Source organism: Pseudomonas sp. JDS08PS003, assembly GCF_045013505.1.
Lineage (GTDB): Bacteria > Pseudomonadota > Gammaproteobacteria > Pseudomonadales > Pseudomonadaceae > Aquipseudomonas > Aquipseudomonas protegens_B.
The window spans coordinates 4,020,274-4,039,587 of record NZ_CP120724.1 but is presented as its reverse complement, the minus strand read 5'-3'; the positions used below and the strand labels follow the sequence as shown (position 1 = coordinate 4,039,587).

At 66.4% G+C, this 19,314-nt stretch carries 5 protein-coding genes; all 5 read left to right on the top strand.

Going from position 1 to position 19,314, the window contains the following annotated elements; translation table 11 throughout:
• Window positions 1–741: 741 nt before the first annotated feature.
• The 5 genes from gspE (at window position 742) to P7C00_RS17820 (ending at window position 19,188) form a co-directional block, all read left to right on the top strand.
• Entirely contained in the window at window positions 742–2,163 is a 1,422-nt protein-coding gene (gene gspE, locus P7C00_RS17840; protein WP_346634215.1) for a type II secretion system ATPase GspE, read from the top strand.
• Entirely contained in the window at window positions 2,163–3,374 is a 1,212-nt protein-coding gene (gspF, locus tag P7C00_RS17835) for a type II secretion system inner membrane protein GspF (protein ID WP_346634216.1), read from the top strand. The genes gspE and gspF overlap by 1 nt, the downstream gene beginning before the upstream one ends.
• Window positions 3,375–3,928: 554 nt before the next feature.
• A complete protein-coding gene (locus P7C00_RS17830; protein ID WP_346634217.1) occupies window positions 3,929–5,122 on the top strand; it encodes a substrate-binding domain-containing protein in 1,194 nt (397 codons plus the stop codon).
• 164 nt (window positions 5,123–5,286) lie between these two features.
• Entirely contained in the window at window positions 5,287–6,459 is a 1,173-nt protein-coding gene (locus tag P7C00_RS17825; RefSeq protein WP_404936996.1) for a substrate-binding domain-containing protein, read from the top strand.
• Window positions 6,460–6,651: 192 nt separating this feature from the next.
• On the top strand, window positions 6,652–19,188 hold the full coding sequence (locus P7C00_RS17820; protein WP_404936995.1) for a filamentous haemagglutinin family protein: 12,537 nt from the start codon (window positions 6,652–6,654) through the stop codon (window positions 19,186–19,188).
• Window positions 19,189–19,314: the final 126 nt, after the last annotated feature.

The window sequence follows — 19,314 nt, the reverse complement described above, 5'->3', positions numbered from 1 at the left end:
GCATCGCCTGGGCGGACGCCTTCGCTGGCAAGCCAGCTCCTACAGCAGTCAGATACACCGTGCAGTTTCCCGTAGGAGCCGGCTTGCCGGCGAAGAGGCCCGTAAGACATGCATCGCCTGGGCGGACGCCTTCGCTGGCAAGCCAGCTCCTACAGCAGTCAGATACACCGTGCAGTTTCCCGTAGGAGCCGGCTTGCCGGCGAAGAGGCCCGTAAGACATGCATTGCCTGGGCCGACGCCTTCGCTGGCAAGCCAGCTCCTACATGGGGGGGCGCTACACACCGCCCCAGCTTCAGGCCGGCCGGCAGGCCGCCGTCGCGCTCTTGATTTTGATCTTGATCTGAACGCCCCGTTAACCACGATGGCCGAACGCAGGCATTGAGCCGTGGGTAACCCGGCAGGACGCCGGGTTAGCCGCCACCCGGCCAGGGATGGCCGGTGGCGGCGGCCCACGGATCAATGCCGGAGTGAGGGCATGCCGAGCCTAGGCGAGGCACCGAGTGGAGGGGCAGAGCGTTTTGCTTACTTTTGCGCTTTTCAAAAGTGAGCCGCTGTAAGAGCGGAACCATAAGTGGCCGCACCCGCAGCACCGGATATGCACCCAACCCCCGCTGTAAAAGCGGAACCGTAAGCCGCCACACCCGCAGGAACGGATATGTACCCAACCCCGCGGTAAGAACAAAAACCGTAATCAGCCCCACCCGCACCACCGGATATGCACCCCACCAGGAGGCACAAGCAATGACCACCCAGCTCCCCTACGCCTGGGCCAAATCCCAACGCATTCTCCTGCGTCACAGCGAGGAGGGCGCCACCCTGCTGGTCTGCCCCTCGACCCCCGGCTGGTCGATCAGCGAAGCCCGCCGCCAGTTCGGCCCCGCACGCCTGGAGCGCATCCGCGACGACGAACTCGACGGGCTCTTGGCCACGGCCTACGCCGACACCGGCAGCGCCGCGGCGGTGGTCGGGGCAGCGGAGAATGAGGTGGACCTGGACCGCCTGATGCAAGACATGCCGGAAATCACCGACTTGCTGGACACCCAGGACGGTGCCCCGGTGATCCGCATGATCAACGCCTTGCTCACCCAGGCCGCGCGGGATGAGGCCAGTGATATCCATATCGAGCCCTTTGAAACCCACTCGGTGGTGCGCTACCGGGTCGACGGCACCCTGCGCGACGTGGTCTCGCCACGCAAGGCGCTGCACGGGGCACTGGTGTCGCGGATCAAGATCATGGCCCAGTTGGATATCGCCGAAAAACGCCTGCCCCAGGACGGGCGCATTGCCTTGCGGGTGGCCGGGCGGCCCATCGACATTCGTGTGTCCACGGTGCCCACCGGCCACGGCGAGCGGGTGGTGATGCGTCTGCTGGACAAGCAGGCCGGGCGCCTGCAACTGGAAACCCTGGGCATGGACCCGGATGTCCTGGCGCGTCTGGATGGCTTGATCCGTCAGCCCCACGGCATCGTCCTGGTCACCGGCCCCACCGGCAGCGGCAAGACCACCAGCCTCTACGCCGCCCTGGCCCGGCTGGATGCCAGCACCAGCAATATCCTCACCGTCGAGGACCCGGTGGAATACGACTTGCCGGGCATCAGTCAGATCCAGGTCAACGCCAAGATCGACATGACCTTCGCCCTGGCCCTGCGGGCGATTCTGCGCCAGGACCCGGACGTGATCATGATCGGCGAGATCCGCGACCTGGAAACCGCGCAGATCGCAGTCCAGGCCTCGCTCACCGGGCACTTGGTGCTGGCGACCCTGCACACCAACGACGCGGTGTCGGCGGTCAACCGCCTGATTGACATGGGGGTGGAGCCTTTCCTCCTGGCCTCGTCGATGCTCGGGGTGCTGGCCCAGCGGCTGGTGCGCCGCTTGTGCAACCAGTGCAAGCAAGCCGATCCGGCCCATCCCGGCACCTGGCACCCGGTGGGCTGCCCGGCCTGCAACCACATCGGCTACAGCGGCCGCACCGGGATTCATGAGCTGTTCTGCATCGACGATGACATCCGCAGCCTGATCCACCAGGGCGCCGACGAGCAGGCCCTGCGGGCCGCCGCGCGGCGGGCGGGGATGCTGAGCATGCGTGAGGACGGCGAGCGCTGGGTACGCAGCGGCGCCACCGCACCGGAAGAAATCCTACGTGTGACACGGGACGCCTGATGAATCGCTATCGCTACGAAGCCGCCGACGCGCTCGGCAAGATCGAGTCCGGCCACCTGGAAGCCGACAGCCAGGGCGCGGCTTTCGCCAGCCTGCGCAGCCGGGGCCTGACTGCGCTGCAGGTGCAACTGGACAGCAACCCAGGCACCGGCGCAGCAGGGGGACTCTTCAGCCCCAGGCTCAGCGACAACGACCTGGCCTGGGCCACGCGCCAGCTAGCCAGCCTGCTGGGGGCCAGCCTGCCCCTGGAGGCGGCGCTGAGTGCCACGGTGGAGCAGGCCGAGCGCAAGCACATCGCCCAGACCCTGAGCGCGGTGCGCGCGGATGTGCGCAGCGGCATGCGCCTGGCCGAGGCCCTGGCGGCGCGCCCGCGGGACTTTCCGGACATCTACCGGGCGCTGATTGCCGCGGGTGAAGAGTCCGGCGACCTGGCCCAGGTCATGGAGCGGCTGGCGGACTATATCGAGGAGCGCAACGGCCTGCGGGGCAAGATCCTGACCGCCTTTATCTACCCCGGGGTTGTGGGACTGGTGTCCATCGGCATCGTGATTTTCCTGCTCAGTTATGTGGTGCCCCAGGTGGTCAGCGCCTTTTCCCAGGCCCGCCAGGACCTGCCGGGGCTGACCCTGGCCATGCTCAACGCCAGCGACTTCATTCGTGCCTGGGGCATTCAGTGTTTCGGCGCCATGGTGGCGGGGTTCTGGGGTTGGCGGCTGTACCTGCGCAACCCCCGGGCACGCTTGAGCTGGCACAGTCGGATTCTGCGCCTGCCGCTGTTCGGGCGTTTTGTCCTGGGGTTGAACACCGCGCGTTTCGCCTCGACCCTGGCGATTCTCAGCGGCGCCGGGGTGCCGCTGCTGCGGGCCCTGGACGCGGCGCGCCAGACCCTGTCCAACGACCGCCTGAGCCAGAGCGTCAGCGAGGCCACGGCCAAGGTGCGCGAAGGGGCCAACCTGGCGGCTGCGCTGCGGGTGGAGAAAGTCTTCCCGCCGGTGCTGATCCACCTGATCGCCAGTGGCGAAAAGACCGGTGCCTTGCCGCCGATGCTGGAGCGGGCGGCCCTGACCCTGTCCCGGGATATCGAACGTCGGGCCATGGGCATGACCGCGTTGCTCGAACCGCTGATGATCGTGGTCATGGGCGGTGTGGTGCTGGTGATCGTCATGGCGGTGATGCTGCCGATCATCGAGATCAACCAGTTGGTGACCTGAACCGCACAACCCGACCCGACCTGACCCCGGTCTGGCCCCGTCCGGCCCGATCTGGCTCGGTCCGTAGGAGCTGGCTTGCCAGCGAAGGCGTCGGCACCGGCGATGCAGGTCTCGCGGGCCTCTTCGCCGGCAAGCCGGCTCCTACGAGGGGGGCGCAGCCGAGGTACAGGGCAGGGCAGGCATAAATTTTCATCCCGCCAGCCTCACTCCCGACCGGGCAACGGGCCAAGCTCGGGTTCCTCGTTCTGTCATGTTCCAGCGCTGTCTGCACCACCCTCGGCGCTTGCAGGGCGATGCCGGCGCCAGCCTCGGAAACCTGGCTGTCACCTTCCCGGGAAAGGCCCGAAAAACGGCGACAAACACCCGAGAATCTTTTGCAAAAACAGCCGGTTTCTCCCGAGGTTTTTTCCTTTATCTGTCACCGGAAACTGCGAACTTCTCTTTCCATGGCCTCACCCCTCAAGCCGTCTGGAACAAGGCTTTTGGCCCGAGCGCCATGGCGTCATGCAAGAGCTATTCACCCAACGTACGAACACGACGAAAGGAGATTCTTCATGTTTAAGCGCAACGTTCTGGCGGCATCCATGACCCTGGCAGCCCTGTGCTCGGCACAAGCTGCAATGGCTGACATCAACGGTGGTGGCGCTACCCTGCCACAACCGCTGTATCAGACCTCCGGCGTACTGACTGCCGGCTTCGCTCCCTACATCGGCGTAGGCAGCGGCAACGGCAAATCTGCCTTCCTGAACAACGATTACACCAAGTTCGTGGCCGGCACTACTGGCAAGAACGTGCACTGGGCCGGCAGCGATTCCAAGCTCTCTGCCACTGAACTGAGCGCCTACGCCAGCGGTCACGAAGCCGCCTGGGGCAAGCTGATCCAGGTGCCTTCGGTCGCCACTTCGGTTGCCATTCCGTTCAACAAGGCCGGCACTGCTGCCGTTGACCTGAGCGTCAACGACCTGTGCGGCGTGTTCTCGGGCCGTGTCTCTACCTGGAACCAGATCGCCGGTTCGGGCCGTACCGGTGCCATCACCGTGGTCTACCGCAACGAAAGCAGCGGCACCACCGAGCTGTTCACCCGTTTCCTCAACGCCAAGTGCGCTGAAACCGGCACCTTCGCCGTGACCACCAACTTCGCCTCCAGCTACTCGGGTGGCCTGCCTGCCGGTGCTGTAGCCGCGGTCACCAGCCAAGGCGTGATGGACGCGCTGAACGCTGCCGACGGTCGCATCACCTACATGAGCCCGGACTACGCCGCCACGACCCTGGCCGGTCTGGACGACGCTACCAAGGTGGCCAAGGTGGCCGGTGTTTCGCCAGCGCCTGCCAACGTTTCCGCCGCCATCGAAGCCATCGAGCCTCCGACCGTGCTGCGCAAGGATGGCACCATCGTCGATGGCACCAAGCCTAACAACTGGGTACCGGTATTCGCGGCTACTGCCAGCGCCACCGATCCAAGCGTCGTGCCTTACCCAACCACCGGCTACCCGATCCTGGGCTTCACCAACCTGATCTTCAGCCAGTGCTACGCCGACGCTACCCAGACCTCGCAAGTGCGTACTTTCTTCGGCCGTCACTATGGTTCCAGCTCGCTGACCAACAACGACAACGCCATCAAGAACAACCGCTTCGTACCGCTGCCAGCGGCCTGGAAAACCGCCATTCGTGACAACTTCGTCAACGCTTCCAACGTGCTGAGCATCGGCAACACCAGCGTCTGCAACACCATCGGTCGTCCGCTGTAACGCGGGCTGCAACCGAGTCGCAACACCCGATCAGCAACGGTTTGCGCCGTTGCTGATTTTTTTTGTCCTGCAGCCGCCACCCACGGCGTTGCAGGCATCCGCACGGCGCTGCCCAGGTCCGCTGAGCGATCCCTGGCACGCCCTGATTCGACAGGAGTCTGATCATGCCCAACGTCCATTGGTGGATGGCTTCATTGCTTTGCAGTGCCGTGTGCGCCCAGTCAGCGCTGGCGGATTTGAATGGTGGCGGTTCAACCTTGCCCCAGCCGCTGTACCAGACCCCCGGTGTACTGAGTGCGGGGTTCGCACCGTATCTGGGGCTGGATCAGCGCGACCGGGAAGCGTTTCTGAACAACGACTACGGCGCCCTGGTGCCGGGGGATAACAGCAAGAATGTGCACTGGATAGCCACTGAGTCCAAGTTGACCAGTGCCCAGCTGAACAACTATGCCTTGCTGCACAAGCCGGCCTGGGGGCCACTGATACAGGTGCCGTCAGCGGCCACCAGTATCGCGATCGCGTTCAACAAGCCCGGTGGTGCCTTGAATCTGAGCACCCAAGACCTATGCGGCATTTTTTCCGGGCGCTTGGTTGACTGGAGTCAGCTCTATGGTTCGGCGCGTAACGGCCCGATCACCGTGGTCTACCCCCAGGGTTCAAGCGCTACCACGGAAGTGTTCACGCGCTTTCTCAATGCCCGTTGCAACGAATCCAGTGGGCTGTTTTCGCCTAGCCGATACTTCGCCTACGCCCATCCTTCCGGGCCTCCGGCCAATGCCGTCACCGCTGTCAGCAACGCGCAGATCATGGCGACGGTGAATGCCACGGTCGGCAGCATCACCTTCATCGGAGCGACGTACGCGGCGAGCAGCCTGGCGGGCCTTGAGGATGGCAGCAAGGTGGCGCGGGTGGACGGTATCGCCCCGACACCGGCCAACATCGTTGATACGATCAACGCCATCAGAACCCCATTGTCGCCGGAGCTCATGCCGTACCTGAGCGACCCCAACACTTGGGTGCCGCAGTTTGCCGCAAACCCTAGCCCCTACGATCCCAGTGTGGTGGCTTATCCGCATGTCGGGTATCCGATTCTGGGCTTCACCAATCTGGTGTTCAGCCAGTGCTACGCCGATGCCACCCAGACTGCGCAGGTCCGGGCGTTCTTCTCTCGTCACTACAGCGTGTTTGGGCTCAACGACGCGGCCATCAGAAACAACCGCCTGCAACCGCTGCCCGCTAACTGGAAGACGGCGATTCGCAACACCTTTCTCACCCCGACCAGCGCCTTGAGCATCGGCAATCCCAACGTCTGCAACGGTATTGGGCGTCCTCTTTGAGGGCGCTGCGGCAACGGCCCGGGCCGTTGCCGCAACCTGTTGTGGCCCGCATTACACCCGGAAGATGAATTTTCCGTGACATCCGTTCGGTCGCGCCTTGCGCCAACGGCCTATTCCCTAAAGCAGTGACGCGCGCCCTGGGCCCTACAAGCGTCGCGCTCCCGTGGGCGTCATAACAAAGGATGAGTAGTAATGGTTCGCTGCAAACCTCCGGTCAAATCCCCAGTCCTGCGCCTTGATGGCGAGATGCCGATCCTGCGGCTCAAGCCCCTGGCCCACGCCATCGCCCTGTTGATGATGGCGGGCAGTGCCCATGGCGCCACGGCGTTCAGTTCCGGCTGGTTTGCCGACAAGGGCGCCTCCCAGGCCGCCACCGCCGCGCGCACCAACGGCCAGGTACCGGGGATTCCGCCGTTGTCCCAGCAGACTCGGGCCAACCAGCAGTTGCAGCGTTCCTTGAGCAATCTCAATGCCAGCGTCGCCGCCATCGCCGCCCAGCAGGCGGCCCAGGCCGCGGCGCGTCAGGCGGCCTTCGGCACGGTGAGCAGTATTCCCGACGGCCTTGGCCAGGGCGGGCTCAAGGTCGACAACAGCCTGACCCAGGGCTGGATCAACGCCAAGGGGCCGGTGCAGAGCCAGTCCGGCGGCAAGACCACGGTGACCATCGAACAGACCGCCGACAAGGCCATCCTCAACTGGGAGACCTTCAACGTCGGGCGCAACACCACCGTGGACTTCCAGCAGCAGTCCAACTGGGCGCTGCTGAACAAGGTCAACGACCCCAACGGTCGGCCTAGCGAGATCCAGGGCCAGATCAAGGGCGCCGGCACGGTGATGATCATGAACCGCAATGGGGTGATCTTTACCGGCACCAGTCAGGTCAACGTGCGCAATCTGGTGGCGGCCGCGGCCACCATCAGCGATGAACAGTTCACCCAGCGCGGGCTCTATGTGGACGCCAACGGCACCCAGCCGACCTTCAGCGACGCGCTGGGCAAGGTCCAGGTGCAGCGTGGCGCGCTGATCCAGACCCACGCTCCGGCCAGTTCCACCGAGTCCGGCGGTTATGCCTTGCTCCTGGGCGCGGAAGTGGAGAACGCCGGCACCCTCGTCACCGCCAAGGGCCAGACCACTCTGGCTGCCGGCGACAGTTTCTACATCCGCCGCGGGGTCGGCACCAGCGGCAACCAGCATTCGACGACACGGGGCAACGAGGTCGCCACCTCGCTCAAGCCCGGCAGCAGCGCCGGCAAGGTCAGCAACAGCGGGCTGATCATGGCGTCCACCGGCGACATCACCCTGACCGGGCATCAGGTGCAACAGAACGGCGTGGCCCTGGCCAGCACCTCGGTGGACACCCGCGGCACTATCCACTTGCTCAACGCCGCCAGCGACAGCACCGGCAGCGTGACCCTGGGGCAGGGCAGCACCACGGCGATTGTGCTGGACAGCTCCGGCAGCACCGCCCTGGACAGCCAGCGCAACAATGGCCTGATCAACCTCGACGGCACCCCGACCAACCTGATCACCGGCCAGTTCAATAACTTGAGCAGCGTCGCCGACCGCACCGACCAGTCCCGGGTGGAGATCGTCAGCGGCGGCAGCGTGGACTTCCAGAACGGCTCCATCACCCTGGCCACCGGTGGTCAGGTGGCGGTCAGCGCCGGGCAGCGCAGCCTGGTGCGTGACGGTGCGGTGATCGATGTGGCCGGCGCCGTCGGGGTCAAGGTGGCGATGGAGTCCAATAACATCAAGATCAACGTCCAGGGCAACGAGCAGCGCGACTCGGCGGGCAACCGCGACAGCGGCCAGTTGATCAACAACGACGTCTGGGTCGACCTGCGCGAACTGGTGTTCGTCCCGGCGGGCACCAACGGCTACGCCACCGATCGCTGGTACACCGCCGGCGGCCTGCTGGAAGTGGGCGGCTACCTGGGCACCCAGGGCCACAACATTGGCGAGTGGATGGCCCAGGGCGGCACCCTGACCTTTACCGGCAAGGAGGTGGTGACCCAATCCGGGGCTCAGTTGAACCTGTCCGGCGGCACCGTCGATGTGCAGGGCGGCTATATCCAGCAGACCTGGCTCAAGGGCGCCGACGGGCGTCTGTACGAACTGTCCCGGGCTCCGGGAGACCTGCTCTACACCGGCATCTACAAGGGCTATGTGGACAGCAGCCCGCGCTGGGGCCGCACCGATTACTACTACAATCCGCTGATCGCCCAGCAGCGCCGCTACGAGGCCGGCTACAGCGTCGGCCGCGATGCCGGCAAGCTGGTGATCGGTACCGGCAACGCGGTGCTTGAAGGCCAGCTGGTCAGCGAAGTGTTCAAGGGCGACCGCCAGACCCAGGCGCCGAACCTCAACCTCGATGGCTATCAGCAATCGCACAAGGCCGCGGCCCAGCGTGCGCAGCTGATCATTGGCAACTACACGCCGATCTACAACAAGGCCAGCGGCACCTTGCGCTATGCCCTGAGTCCCACCGTGGACAAGGTGCTGATCGAGGCCAACCAGCAGAAGATCGCCGACGGCCTGGACCTCACTACAGCGCTGCCGGCCAACCGTCAGGGCCAACTGGTGCTGGACAGCGACACGCTCAACGGCTTCCAGCTGGGGGCGATCAAGGTCGGCGCCAAGCAGCAGATCCAGGTCAACAGCGCGCTGCAAGTGGCGCACGGCGGCGACATCACCCTGTTCGGGCCAGAGGTCAAGGTCAACGCCGACCTCACGGCCCATGGCGGCAGCATCAACGCCGGCAACGTACTGAACCAGGTGGATGTGAACCGCAACTTCGTGGTCGGCGATGTGATCCTCGCGCCCGCTGGCGGTGCCCAGGCCCGGGTCGATGTGGCCAGCGGGGTCAAGCTGGATGTCAGTGGGCGCTGGAGCAACCTGGCCCTGGACCCGTCGGACAGCAGCGGCCTGGCCTTTATCAACGGTGGCAAGCTGTCGTTGCGCAGCAGCGGCGACCTCAACCTGGGCAACGGCACCCTGGTGGATGCCGGCTCCGGCGCCGGCATTGGCTATGACGGCAAGACCAGCGGCGGCAAGGGCGGTGACGTGACCCTGGCGGCCGACGGCAAGCTCGACCTCAAGGGCGAGCTGCGCGGTTATGGGGTCAACGGCGGCGGCACCCTGGCCCTGCAGGCCCACAAGGTGCTGATCGGCGCCAAGGACGTCGCCCCGCAAGCCGGCACCCTGCAACTGGCGGGGGACTTCTTCAACAAGGGCTTCGGCGCCTACGACATCACCGGCAACGAAGGCCTGACGGTGGCCGACGGTGCCCAGGTTGAGGTCAAGATGCCGCTCTACCGCTTCGCCGCCCAGGCTGGCAGCAGTGCCACTGGCAGCGATCCGGCCAGCGTTCTGCAGCCATGGCTGCCGGAGCTCTACCCGCAGGACGCGGCCAAGGGCGTGCTGACCCAGCGCCGTGGCGCCGGGTTGACCCTGAGCGCCGGCAATCAGTACTCCACGGCTGCCCAGTTGGCCACCACGGCGTTGACCGTGGGGCAGGGCGCGGTGATCAATGTCGATCCGGGGCAGGCCATCAACCTGCGCAGCGTCGGCCAGTTGACCATGAACGGCACGCTGAATGCCTGGGGCGGCAGCGTCAGTCTGGGCGGCCTGACGGTGGCCAGTTCCGAGGCCGCCAATGCCGCCGGTCACGGGCGTTCGATCTGGGTCGGCGAGCAGGCGCTGATCGACGTGGCGGCGCGGGCGGTAAGCGCCGTGGACAACCGCGGTCGCCGTTACGGTCAGGTGCGCAATGGCGGCAAGATCGCTATCGGTGGCGAGATTGACCTGGCCACCGGCATTGCCAAGGCCAGCGACCTGTTTGTGGTGGTGCGCGACGGCGCGCGTCTCGACGCTTCCGGGGCCCAGGCGGCCCTGGACATTCCCGGCCAGGGCCGGGTGCAGGTGGCCAGCAACGGTGGCAGCATCAGTTTCGCCTCCAACAACGGCCTGTACCTGGACGGCAGCTTCGTCGCCCGGGCCGGGGGCGCCGGCGCGGCGGGGGGCACTTTGTCCCTGGCCCTGGAAAGCCCGTACTACATCAAGAACGCGGTCAACGATCGGGTGCTCAAGGCCCGGGAGCTGGTGCTCAGCCAGAGCCATCAGGGCAGTGCGCTGCCCGGTAGCGCCGACGCCGCAGCCGCCAGCCTGGAGTACGGCCACGGCCGCCTCGGGGTGGATCAGGTCACAGCCGGCGGCTTCGACAACCTGGCACTGCTGAGCAACGGTCTGCTGAGCTTCGACGGCGATGTGTCGCTGAACATGGGCCAGAGCCTGCGCCTGTACAGCGGCGCCCTGAACCTCAGCGACAGCGCCGCGGCCAATAGCCGGGTCAACCTGTCGGCACCCTACCTGTTGCTGGCGGGCATCCTCGCGCCCCTGGAGGCCAAGGATCAATACGTGCGTCCGGTCGCCACCGGCACGCCGTCGCAACGGGGCACACAGGCGCAGTTCAACGCCAGCGGCCAGTTGATCGATGTGCGCGGCAACGTGGTGTTCGGCAGCAAGGGTACCTTACGCCAGGCCGACAACAGCCTGCTCAGCGTCGAGCGCCGGGGCTTCGACCATGTGCAACTGACCAGCCAGGGCGACCTGCGCTTTCTTGCCGGGGCCGGTGCCGATGTGATCGCCAAGGGCATCAGCACCCAGTTGCTGACCCAGGGCGACATGACCCTGCGGGCCGCGCAGCTGTACCCGGCCACCGAGGTCGGGGCCCGGGTGATTGCCGGTTACCTCAACGATATCTCCGGTACCAGCATCAACTTCGACCCCGCGCGCACCCTGACCATCGGCCGCACCGGCAATGACCAGGCGCCTGTGCCTTACTCGGCCTTCGGCCGCTTGCAACTGGGCGCGGCCAGCATCAAGCAAGGCGGGGTGATTCGGGCGCCCCTGGGCCTGATCGAGATCGGCAACCTGGGCGCCAGCCAGGTCGAGTTGCTGCCCGGCAGCCTGACTTCGGTCAGCGGCAAGGGCCTGGTATTGCCTTACGGCGGCACCGTCGATGGGCAGGTCTACAAGTACAACGGCAAGACCGTGACCTTCCTCGGCCAGGGCGCCCTGGTGAACGAGAACAGCGACCTGAGCGTCGGGGTGATCCTGGGGGGCAAGGCGGTCCAGGTGCAGTCCAATGCCACCGTGGACCTGTCCGGTGGCGGCGAACTGCTGGGCGCCGGGTTCATTTCCGGGCGTGGCGGCTCCACCGATGCGCGCTACAGCCCGCTGGTGCAGATCGGCGCCAATGGCAGCTTCATCCTGCCGGGCCTGGCCAGCAACCCGATCTACGCCATCGTCCCCGGAGTGCAGCCGGGCTATGCACCGGTGGCGCCGGAGGGCGGCGCGGTGGACCCGCTGATCGGCCAGCAGATCACTATCGGCGCCGGAGTGCCGGGGTTGGCGGCGGGCACCTACACCCTGATGCCGTCCACCTATGCACTGATGCCGGGGGCCTTGCGCGTGGAGATCAACGGCCTGGCCGGGCTCGGCACCGAAGGCGCGACCCAGCAACTGCGCAACGGCTCCTGGTCCACCGCCGGGCGCTTGTCGATCGCCCATACCGGGATCGGCAACAGTGTCGCCAGCCAGTTGATCCTGACGTCGGCCGATACCCTGCGTCGCTATTCCCAGTACAACGAAACCGGCTATGCCCAGTTCGCCCTGGCCGACGCGGCCAAGCTCGGCGTGCCACGACCGATGCTGCCGGTGGATGCCAAGACCCTGAAACTGGCCCTGCAGCCGGGCGCCGGTGCCGATGCCTTCTCCTTCCAGGGCATCGGGCGCTTCGATGCCGCTGCCGGGGGCTACGGCGGCACGGTCGCGGTATTGAACATGGGCGAGGGCGGTATCGAAGTGGTGGCCAGCGGCAAGTCCGCCACCGGCGGCTTCAATGGGGTCACCCTGGACGCCAACAGCCTCAATGCCATGGGCGCGGCGCGCCTGATGCTCGGTGGCCTGACCCTGGTCAAATATGGCCAGGGCGGCAACTACATCACCCTGGCCGAAGGCATCAATGCGCCCAAGGGCTCCATCACCTTGCGCGAGGGCGTGACCCTGGCGGCGCCGGAAGTGTTCCTGGTGAGCAATACCGGGCAGATCGTCCTGGAGCAGGGCGCGTCGATCAACAGCCTGGGCCGCGGCAAGGCCAGCTATGACGCCCGTGACGGTTTCACCTATCAGGTGGCCAACATGCTGGCTGTCTCCAACGGCCTGCTCAATGTGATCGGCAAGGCGCAAGCGGGCGGGCAATCCAGTGGCGGCATCCGGCTCGGGGTGTGCAGCAGCGCTCCCTGCAGCGGCCAGACCGCGCTGTACTCCGACGGCAGCATCGTCGCCCTGACCGACAACGCCTTTGAACTGGGCGATCAGGTGCGCTATGGCACCCGCCATCTGAACCTGGGGTTGAACACCATCAATGTCGGCAGTGCCGAAGCCCTGGCGGCCGCGGCGGCCGGCAATCGCCTGCCCAGCGGCATGACCCTGACTCAGCAAGTGCTGGACCGCCTGCTGCGCGGCGATACCCAGTCCGGCGCGCCGGCCCTGGAGACTCTGCAGCTCTCGGCCCGGGACAGTTTCAACTTCTACGGCAGCACTCGCCTTGACACCTACGACCCGCTCACCGGCCAGTCGCTGCTGAGCAACCTGATGCTGTCCACTCCGGCGATCTATGGCGCAGGTGGTGCCAACGATGTGGCCAGCATCCACACCGCCAACCTGATCTGGCAGGGCGCCGAGGCACCGGCCGGGGCGGTAGTGGCCGGTGGTGCCGGTACTGGCAGCGGACGTCTGGAAATCAATGCCGAGCGCATTGAATTCGGCTATGGCGCCTTTGCTCAGCCCAGCAGCAGCAAGAGCCTGGACCGCTTGGCCCTGGGTTTTGCCGGGGTCAACCTGAATGCCAGCCAGCGTATTACCGCCAACCACAAGGGCAGCCTCAGGGTCTATCAGCACCAGGGGGCTTACGACCCGGTCAGCGGCTTTGCCTACAGCGGCGGCAAGCTGAATATCCTCACCCCGCTGATGACCGGCGAGGCCGGATCGGTGAACCGCATCACTGCCGGTGGCGCCATCGATATCAGCGCCTCGGCCGGGCCCCGTGGCACGGCCAATGGCCAGGGCGCGGAACTGTCCCTGCAGGGCGACAGCCTCCGTCTGGCCAGCGCCGTGGTGCTGCCCAGCGGCAAGGTGACCCTGAGTGCCCGTGGCGATGTGCTGCTCAGCGATGCGGCGTTGATCGATGTGGCCGGTCGGGCCAGCGCGTTCAATGACCTGACCCGCTACGGTGCCGGTGGTGAAGTGCTGCTGCAAAGCCGCGAGGGCAATGTGCTGCAGGCGGCGGGCTCGACCATCGACCTCTCGGCCAGCAACAACCAGGCCGGCAAACTGCGGGCGGTGGCGCTGGACGGCGCTGCCGGCACAGTGGACCTGGCCGGCAAGATCCTCGGCAGCAGCAGCGGTACCTATGATGCCGGCGGTACCCGGGTGCCTTACCTGGGCGGTGCGGTGGAAATCCAGGCCCAGCGCCTGGGCAGCAGCGGCACCCTGGACGAGCAGTTCGCCGCCCTCAACCAGCGTCTGAATCAGGGGCAGGTCCATGGGGCGCGCAGCTTCCAGCTCAAACAGGGCGACCTGAACATCGGCAACGGGGTCAAGGCCAACACCGTGAACGTCTCGCTGGACAACGGCAGCCTGCGGGTCAGCGGGCGGGTGGACGCCAGCGGCGAGCAGGTCGGCAGCATCAACCTGGCCGCCAGCAATGGTCTGACGCTGGACCGCAGCGCGGTGCTCGATGCCCATGGCAACCAGCTACGCGTGGACAGCTACGGCAAGATCATCGATGCGCCGAACCGTGCCACCGTGGTGCTCAATTCCGGCCAGGGCCGGCTGACCCTGGCCGAGGGTGTGCGCATTGACCTGCGCCATGGCACCGAGGTGGCGTCGGGCAGTGCGGCGGGGCAGAACGACGGCCGCAGCCGCGGCACCCTGGAATTGAATGCGCCGCGTATCGTCCAGGCGGACCAGAGCAGCAATGACATCGATATCGATGCCCGCGGCGCGCTGGATATCCGCGGGGCGCGTTCGATCGCGGTCAACGGCATGCTGCGCTACGACGATGCACCGCAGAAGTCCGATGCCACCGCCAGCGGTCGCCCTTACCAGGAGATCACCCAGGCCTATCTCAACGCCAAACATGCCCAGAGCACGGCCTTTATCAACGCGGCCCTGCAAAACAGCGACCTGCTGCAGAACAAACTGGCCGGGCTGAACAACGCCAGCTACGCCGATGCCTTGCATCTGCGGCCGGGGGTCGAGATCGTCAGCAAGACTGCGGACGGCGATCTGGTGGTGCAGGGTGACCTGGACTTGTCCGGCTATCGCTATGCCAGCCTCAATCCCCATAGCCAGAAGACCTCGGTCTACGGCTCCGGCGAGGTCGGCAGCCTGACGTTGCGGGCCGGCGGCGACCTGAACATCTACGGCAGCATCAACGATGGTTTCGCCCCACCGCCCCCGAGCGCAGACGACAAGGGCTGGGTGCTGTTGTCGGGAGTGGACTTCAGTGGCGGCTCCACCCTTGTGCCGGGCAGCGGAGTGACCCTGGCCGATGGCACGGGCTTCCCCTCGGGCACCATCCTCAACTACGACCTGCCGATCAAGGGCTTGAGCCTGAGTGCGGGCACCCGCCTGCCGGTCACCGCAGTGCTCGACCAGAGCCTGGTACTGCCGGCGGGCACGGTACTTGCGGCCGCGGTGCGTGATGCGGCGGGCAATCTGCTGTTCGCCGCCGGGACTCTGCTCAGCGAGTCCCAGACCCTGGTGGCCGGCACCCGGCTCGACGCCGGCAGCCTGCTGACCCAGAACGTGCGCTTGCAGCCGATGACCTGGCCCAAGGGGGTGGCACTGCCCAAGGTCAGTGCCGGGCTGGTGCTGCTCGACGGCAGCAAGGCGCTGCCCAAGGGCGCGCTGATTCCTGCCGGAACCAACGTCAAGCTGCCGGGAGGCGTCGAGTCGGTGCAGTTGCGACCAGACGTGACCGGGCCCCAGGGCCGGCTCTGGGCCATTGCGCCGATGCTCGCCGAGGGCTCGCAATCCTGGTCCCTGCGCCTGGTGGCCGGGGCCGATACCGAGGCCGCCGACAGCCGCATCCTGCAAGCCACGCCTCGCAGCGGCGACCTGCATCTGGCGGACAGTCACTACGGCATGTTTGCCAAGGAACTGCCGGCCAGGGGTTTGATGACCTGGACCTTGGCGGCGGTCCAGGCCCTGGCGGAAAACGGCGTGGTGGTCAAGGAAGGCGACCCGGTGGACCAGAAAGTCCTCGATGACCTGGAGCAGGGCAGCATTGCCGAGTTCTGCGCGCAGACGCCGGAGTTCTGCGCAATGAAGGCCACCTACGTCTGGACCCAGGCCGCGGTGGACGAACTGGCCCAGGCCGATATCGTGGTCAAGGCGGGGGAGGTGATCGATGAAAAGTTCATTCAGGACCTGGGGCTGCCTTCGGTAGCGGCCATGTGCGCCGAGACGCCGAGCTTCTGCCAGGCGCAAAGCGCCAAGGAGTACGAGGCCCGGCCGTCCAGCAGCCGTTTCAGTGTGGTGCGTACCGGTACCGGCGACCTGGAACTGCTCAGCGCCGGCAACCTGAGCATGGACTCGCTGTATGGGGTCTATACCGCCGGGACTTCATCCACGGTCACTCGTGCCGGCGATCCCTACAACCAGCCTCGCGGCCTGGGCAGCGGCAGCACGGTGCTCAACGATCCGGGCAGCTACTTCGAGCAGTTCGTCAATGGCAGCGGCACCAGCCTGTATCGCGCCTGGTACCCGGAGGCGGGGGGCAACCTGCGGGTCGACGTCGGTGGCGACCTGACCGGCAACATCACCAGTGTCGCCGGCAACAGCAGCAGTTGGCCCAATCCCAAGGACAGCGGCCTGGACTCGGCCGAGGTGGGCAACTGGTTGTGGCGCCAGGGCAGCGCCGATGTCGCTACCGGCGGCTCGGCCCAACCCACGGCCTGGTGGATCAACTTCGGCACCTACGCCGCGGGCGTTGCCGACAAGATGGTGGGCTTCACCGGCTTCGGCACCCTGGGGGGCGGCAACCTGGCGGTGAATGTCGGCGGTGACGCCGGGGTTTTGCAGGGGCTTTCCAGCGCTGCCGGCATCAGCCCGCGCAGCCAGGGACTGGTGCTGGCGGTGGGCAGCACCGGCCGGGTTGCCAGCGATGGCAGCCTGCAACTGACCGGCGGTGGCGACCTGCGGGTGCGTATTGCCGGAGCCCTGAACCCGCTCGCCGAGCTGAGCAACGATCATCGCAGCGGCATGCTGGTCAACCTGCGCGGCAACACCCAACTGCAGAGTGCCTCCCAGGGCAGCATCAATCTGCTCTATGGCGGCACCAGCGTTGACCACAACCCCAGCGAAACCCGGGCTTTCGATCCATTGCGTGCCACGCGCGGGCTGGCCCAGGGCGGCATGACCCTGGTGCCGGGCGATGCCACCTACCAGCTGCAGACCCTGGGGGATCTGGTGGTGCAGAACGTCGAGGACCCGGGACGGATCAAGCAGTTCAACCCGGCGCCTTTCAGCCGTGGAACCCAGTCAGGCACTGGCCAGAGCTGGTTCACCCTGTGGACCGACAGCACCGCCGTCGACCTGCTGTCCCTGGGCGGCAATCTGACGCCGTTCACCACCTCTTCCAGCGCGACCGATCTGGCGGTGGTCTACCCGTCGATACTGCGCGCCGTGGCCAGCAGTGGCAGCCTCTACTACGGCAAGGCCGCCGCGCCTCAGCGTGAGGACGTCAACTATCGCTACCCCTTGCTGCTGGCGCCCGGTGCCAAGGGGCAGTTGCAGTTCCTGGCCGAGGACTCGATTTATGCCGGTGGTTTCACGGTCAGCCAGTCCGGGGCTGCCGCCAGTGCGCTGGCGACGCCATGGCATCCGGCCTTTGTCGGGCGCATCGGCAATACGCTGGTGGCCAGCAACCTGTCAGTCAATGGCAACCCGGCGGTGTCGACCTTGCCGCTGTTCGCCTTCGATTCCGGCAGCGTCTCCGGGATCATCGAGGGCGCCATGGACCCGGCACGCTTCTACGCGGTAAACGGCGACCTGCTGGGGGTCAATAGCGGGCGGATCATTACCTTCGGCACCCAGGCCTCGCAGTTGCACGCCGGGCAGACCTGGTACGAAGGCAGTCGTGCGGTGTGGATGATGGCCGGGCGCGACATCGTCAGCAGTGGCCGGGTCTACGGCGTCGGCGATCCGGGGGATGCTTCGTCTGCCCAGGGCAACCTGTTCGTCCATAACAGTCCCAGCGACATTTCCATCGTCAGCGCCGGGCGCGACATCCTCTACAGCAACTTCAACGTCGCCGGTCCCGGCACCCTGGAACTGACGGCGGGGCGCAACATCCTCATGGAGGACAAGGTCAGCATCACCAGCATCGGCGCCGTGGCACCGGGGGACACTCGTCCCGGGGCCAGTATCGTGATGCAGGCCGGGGTCGGACCCTCGGGGCCGGACTATCGGCGCTTCGTCGAGGCCTATCTGGACCCGAGCCGGCTGGCTCAGCCCGGTGAAAGCCTGGCGGCGGGCAAGGTGGCCAAGACCTACGAGGCTGAGCTGGTGGACTGGCTGGCGCAGCGCTTCGGTTTTGTCGGCGACAGCACCCAGGCCCGGGCCTACTACGCGAGCTTGCCGGCGGAGCAGCAGCGGGTGTTTGCCCGGGATGTGTATTTTGCCGAGCTCAAGGCCGCCGGCCGCGAGTACACCCAGGACGGCGGGATACGCCAGGGCAGCTACGCCCGGGGCCGGGCGGCGATTGCCGGGCTGTTCCCGAGCACCGATGTGGCCGGCAACCCGATCACCTACAAGGGCGATATCACCCTGTTCGGCGGCGCCGGGGTGCACACCGATTTCGGCGGCAACATCCAGATGCTGACCCCGGGCGGCAACCAGACCTTCGGCATCGAAGGCACAGCGCCACCGGCGTCGGCCGGGGTCATCACCCAGGGTACGGGGGACATCCAGCTGTACTCCCTGGGCAGCATCCTTCTGGGCCAGAGCCGGATCATGACCACCTTCGGCGGCTCGATCATGGGCTGGTCGGCAGCGGGCGACATCAACGCCGGTCGCGGTTCCAAGACCACCGTGGTCTACACCCCGCCCAAGCGGGTCTACGACAACTGGGGCAACGTCAGCCTGTCGCCGTCGGTGCCCAGCACCGGGGCGGGGATCGCCACCCTGAATCCGATTGCCGAAGTGGCGGCCGGGGACATCGACTTGATCGCCCCCCTGGGCACCATCGATGCCGGCGAGGCGGGCATCCGGGTCTCGGGCAACGTCAATATCGCGGCACTGCGGGTGGTCAACGCGGCGAACATCCAGACCCAGGGCAAGTCGTCCGGGGTGCCGGTGACGGCGGCGGTCAACACCGGGGCCATGAGCTCGGCCAGTGCCGCGGGCTCGGCGGCGTCCCAGGCCGCGGAGGACGCGGCGCGCAATCAGCAGGCGGCAGCCAAGCAGGGCCGGGCGTCCATCGTCACCGTGGAAGTGCTGGGCTTTGGTTCCGAACCGGTGCAACGCCAGCGTGAAGAAGCCAGCCGCACCCCGGGCTACAACCCCGACAGCCCGGTGCAGGTACTGGGGGCCGGGCCCTTGAGCGAACAGGCCCGGGCGCGCCTGACCGATGAGGAGCGTGGACAACTGACGCTGTAAGGTTCTCTCGTGGTAGCAAGGCTTGGGGGCGATCATTGATCGCCCCTTTTTTATGCGCTGTACCGGCGTTGCGGGCGTTGTGTTGACTGGCTATTCCTTATGGGAATACAGCGGATAAAAACAATG

Bases quoted from the DNA above. Each gene is read 5' to 3' on its own strand.
- P7C00_RS17830 (WP_346634217.1), top strand. From the start codon at position 3,929: ATGTTTAAGCGCAACGTTCTGGCGGCATCCATGACCCTGGCAGCCCTG.
- gspF (WP_346634216.1), top strand. From the start codon at position 2,163: ATGAATCGCTATCGCTACGAAGCCGCCGACGCGCTCGGCAAGATCGAG.
- P7C00_RS17825 (WP_404936996.1), top strand. From the start codon at position 5,287: ATGCCCAACGTCCATTGGTGGATGGCTTCATTGCTTTGCAGTGCCGTG.
- P7C00_RS17820 (WP_404936995.1), top strand. From the start codon at position 6,652: ATGGTTCGCTGCAAACCTCCGGTCAAATCCCCAGTCCTGCGCCTTGAT.
- gspE (WP_346634215.1), top strand. From the start codon at position 742: ATGACCACCCAGCTCCCCTACGCCTGGGCCAAATCCCAACGCATTCTC.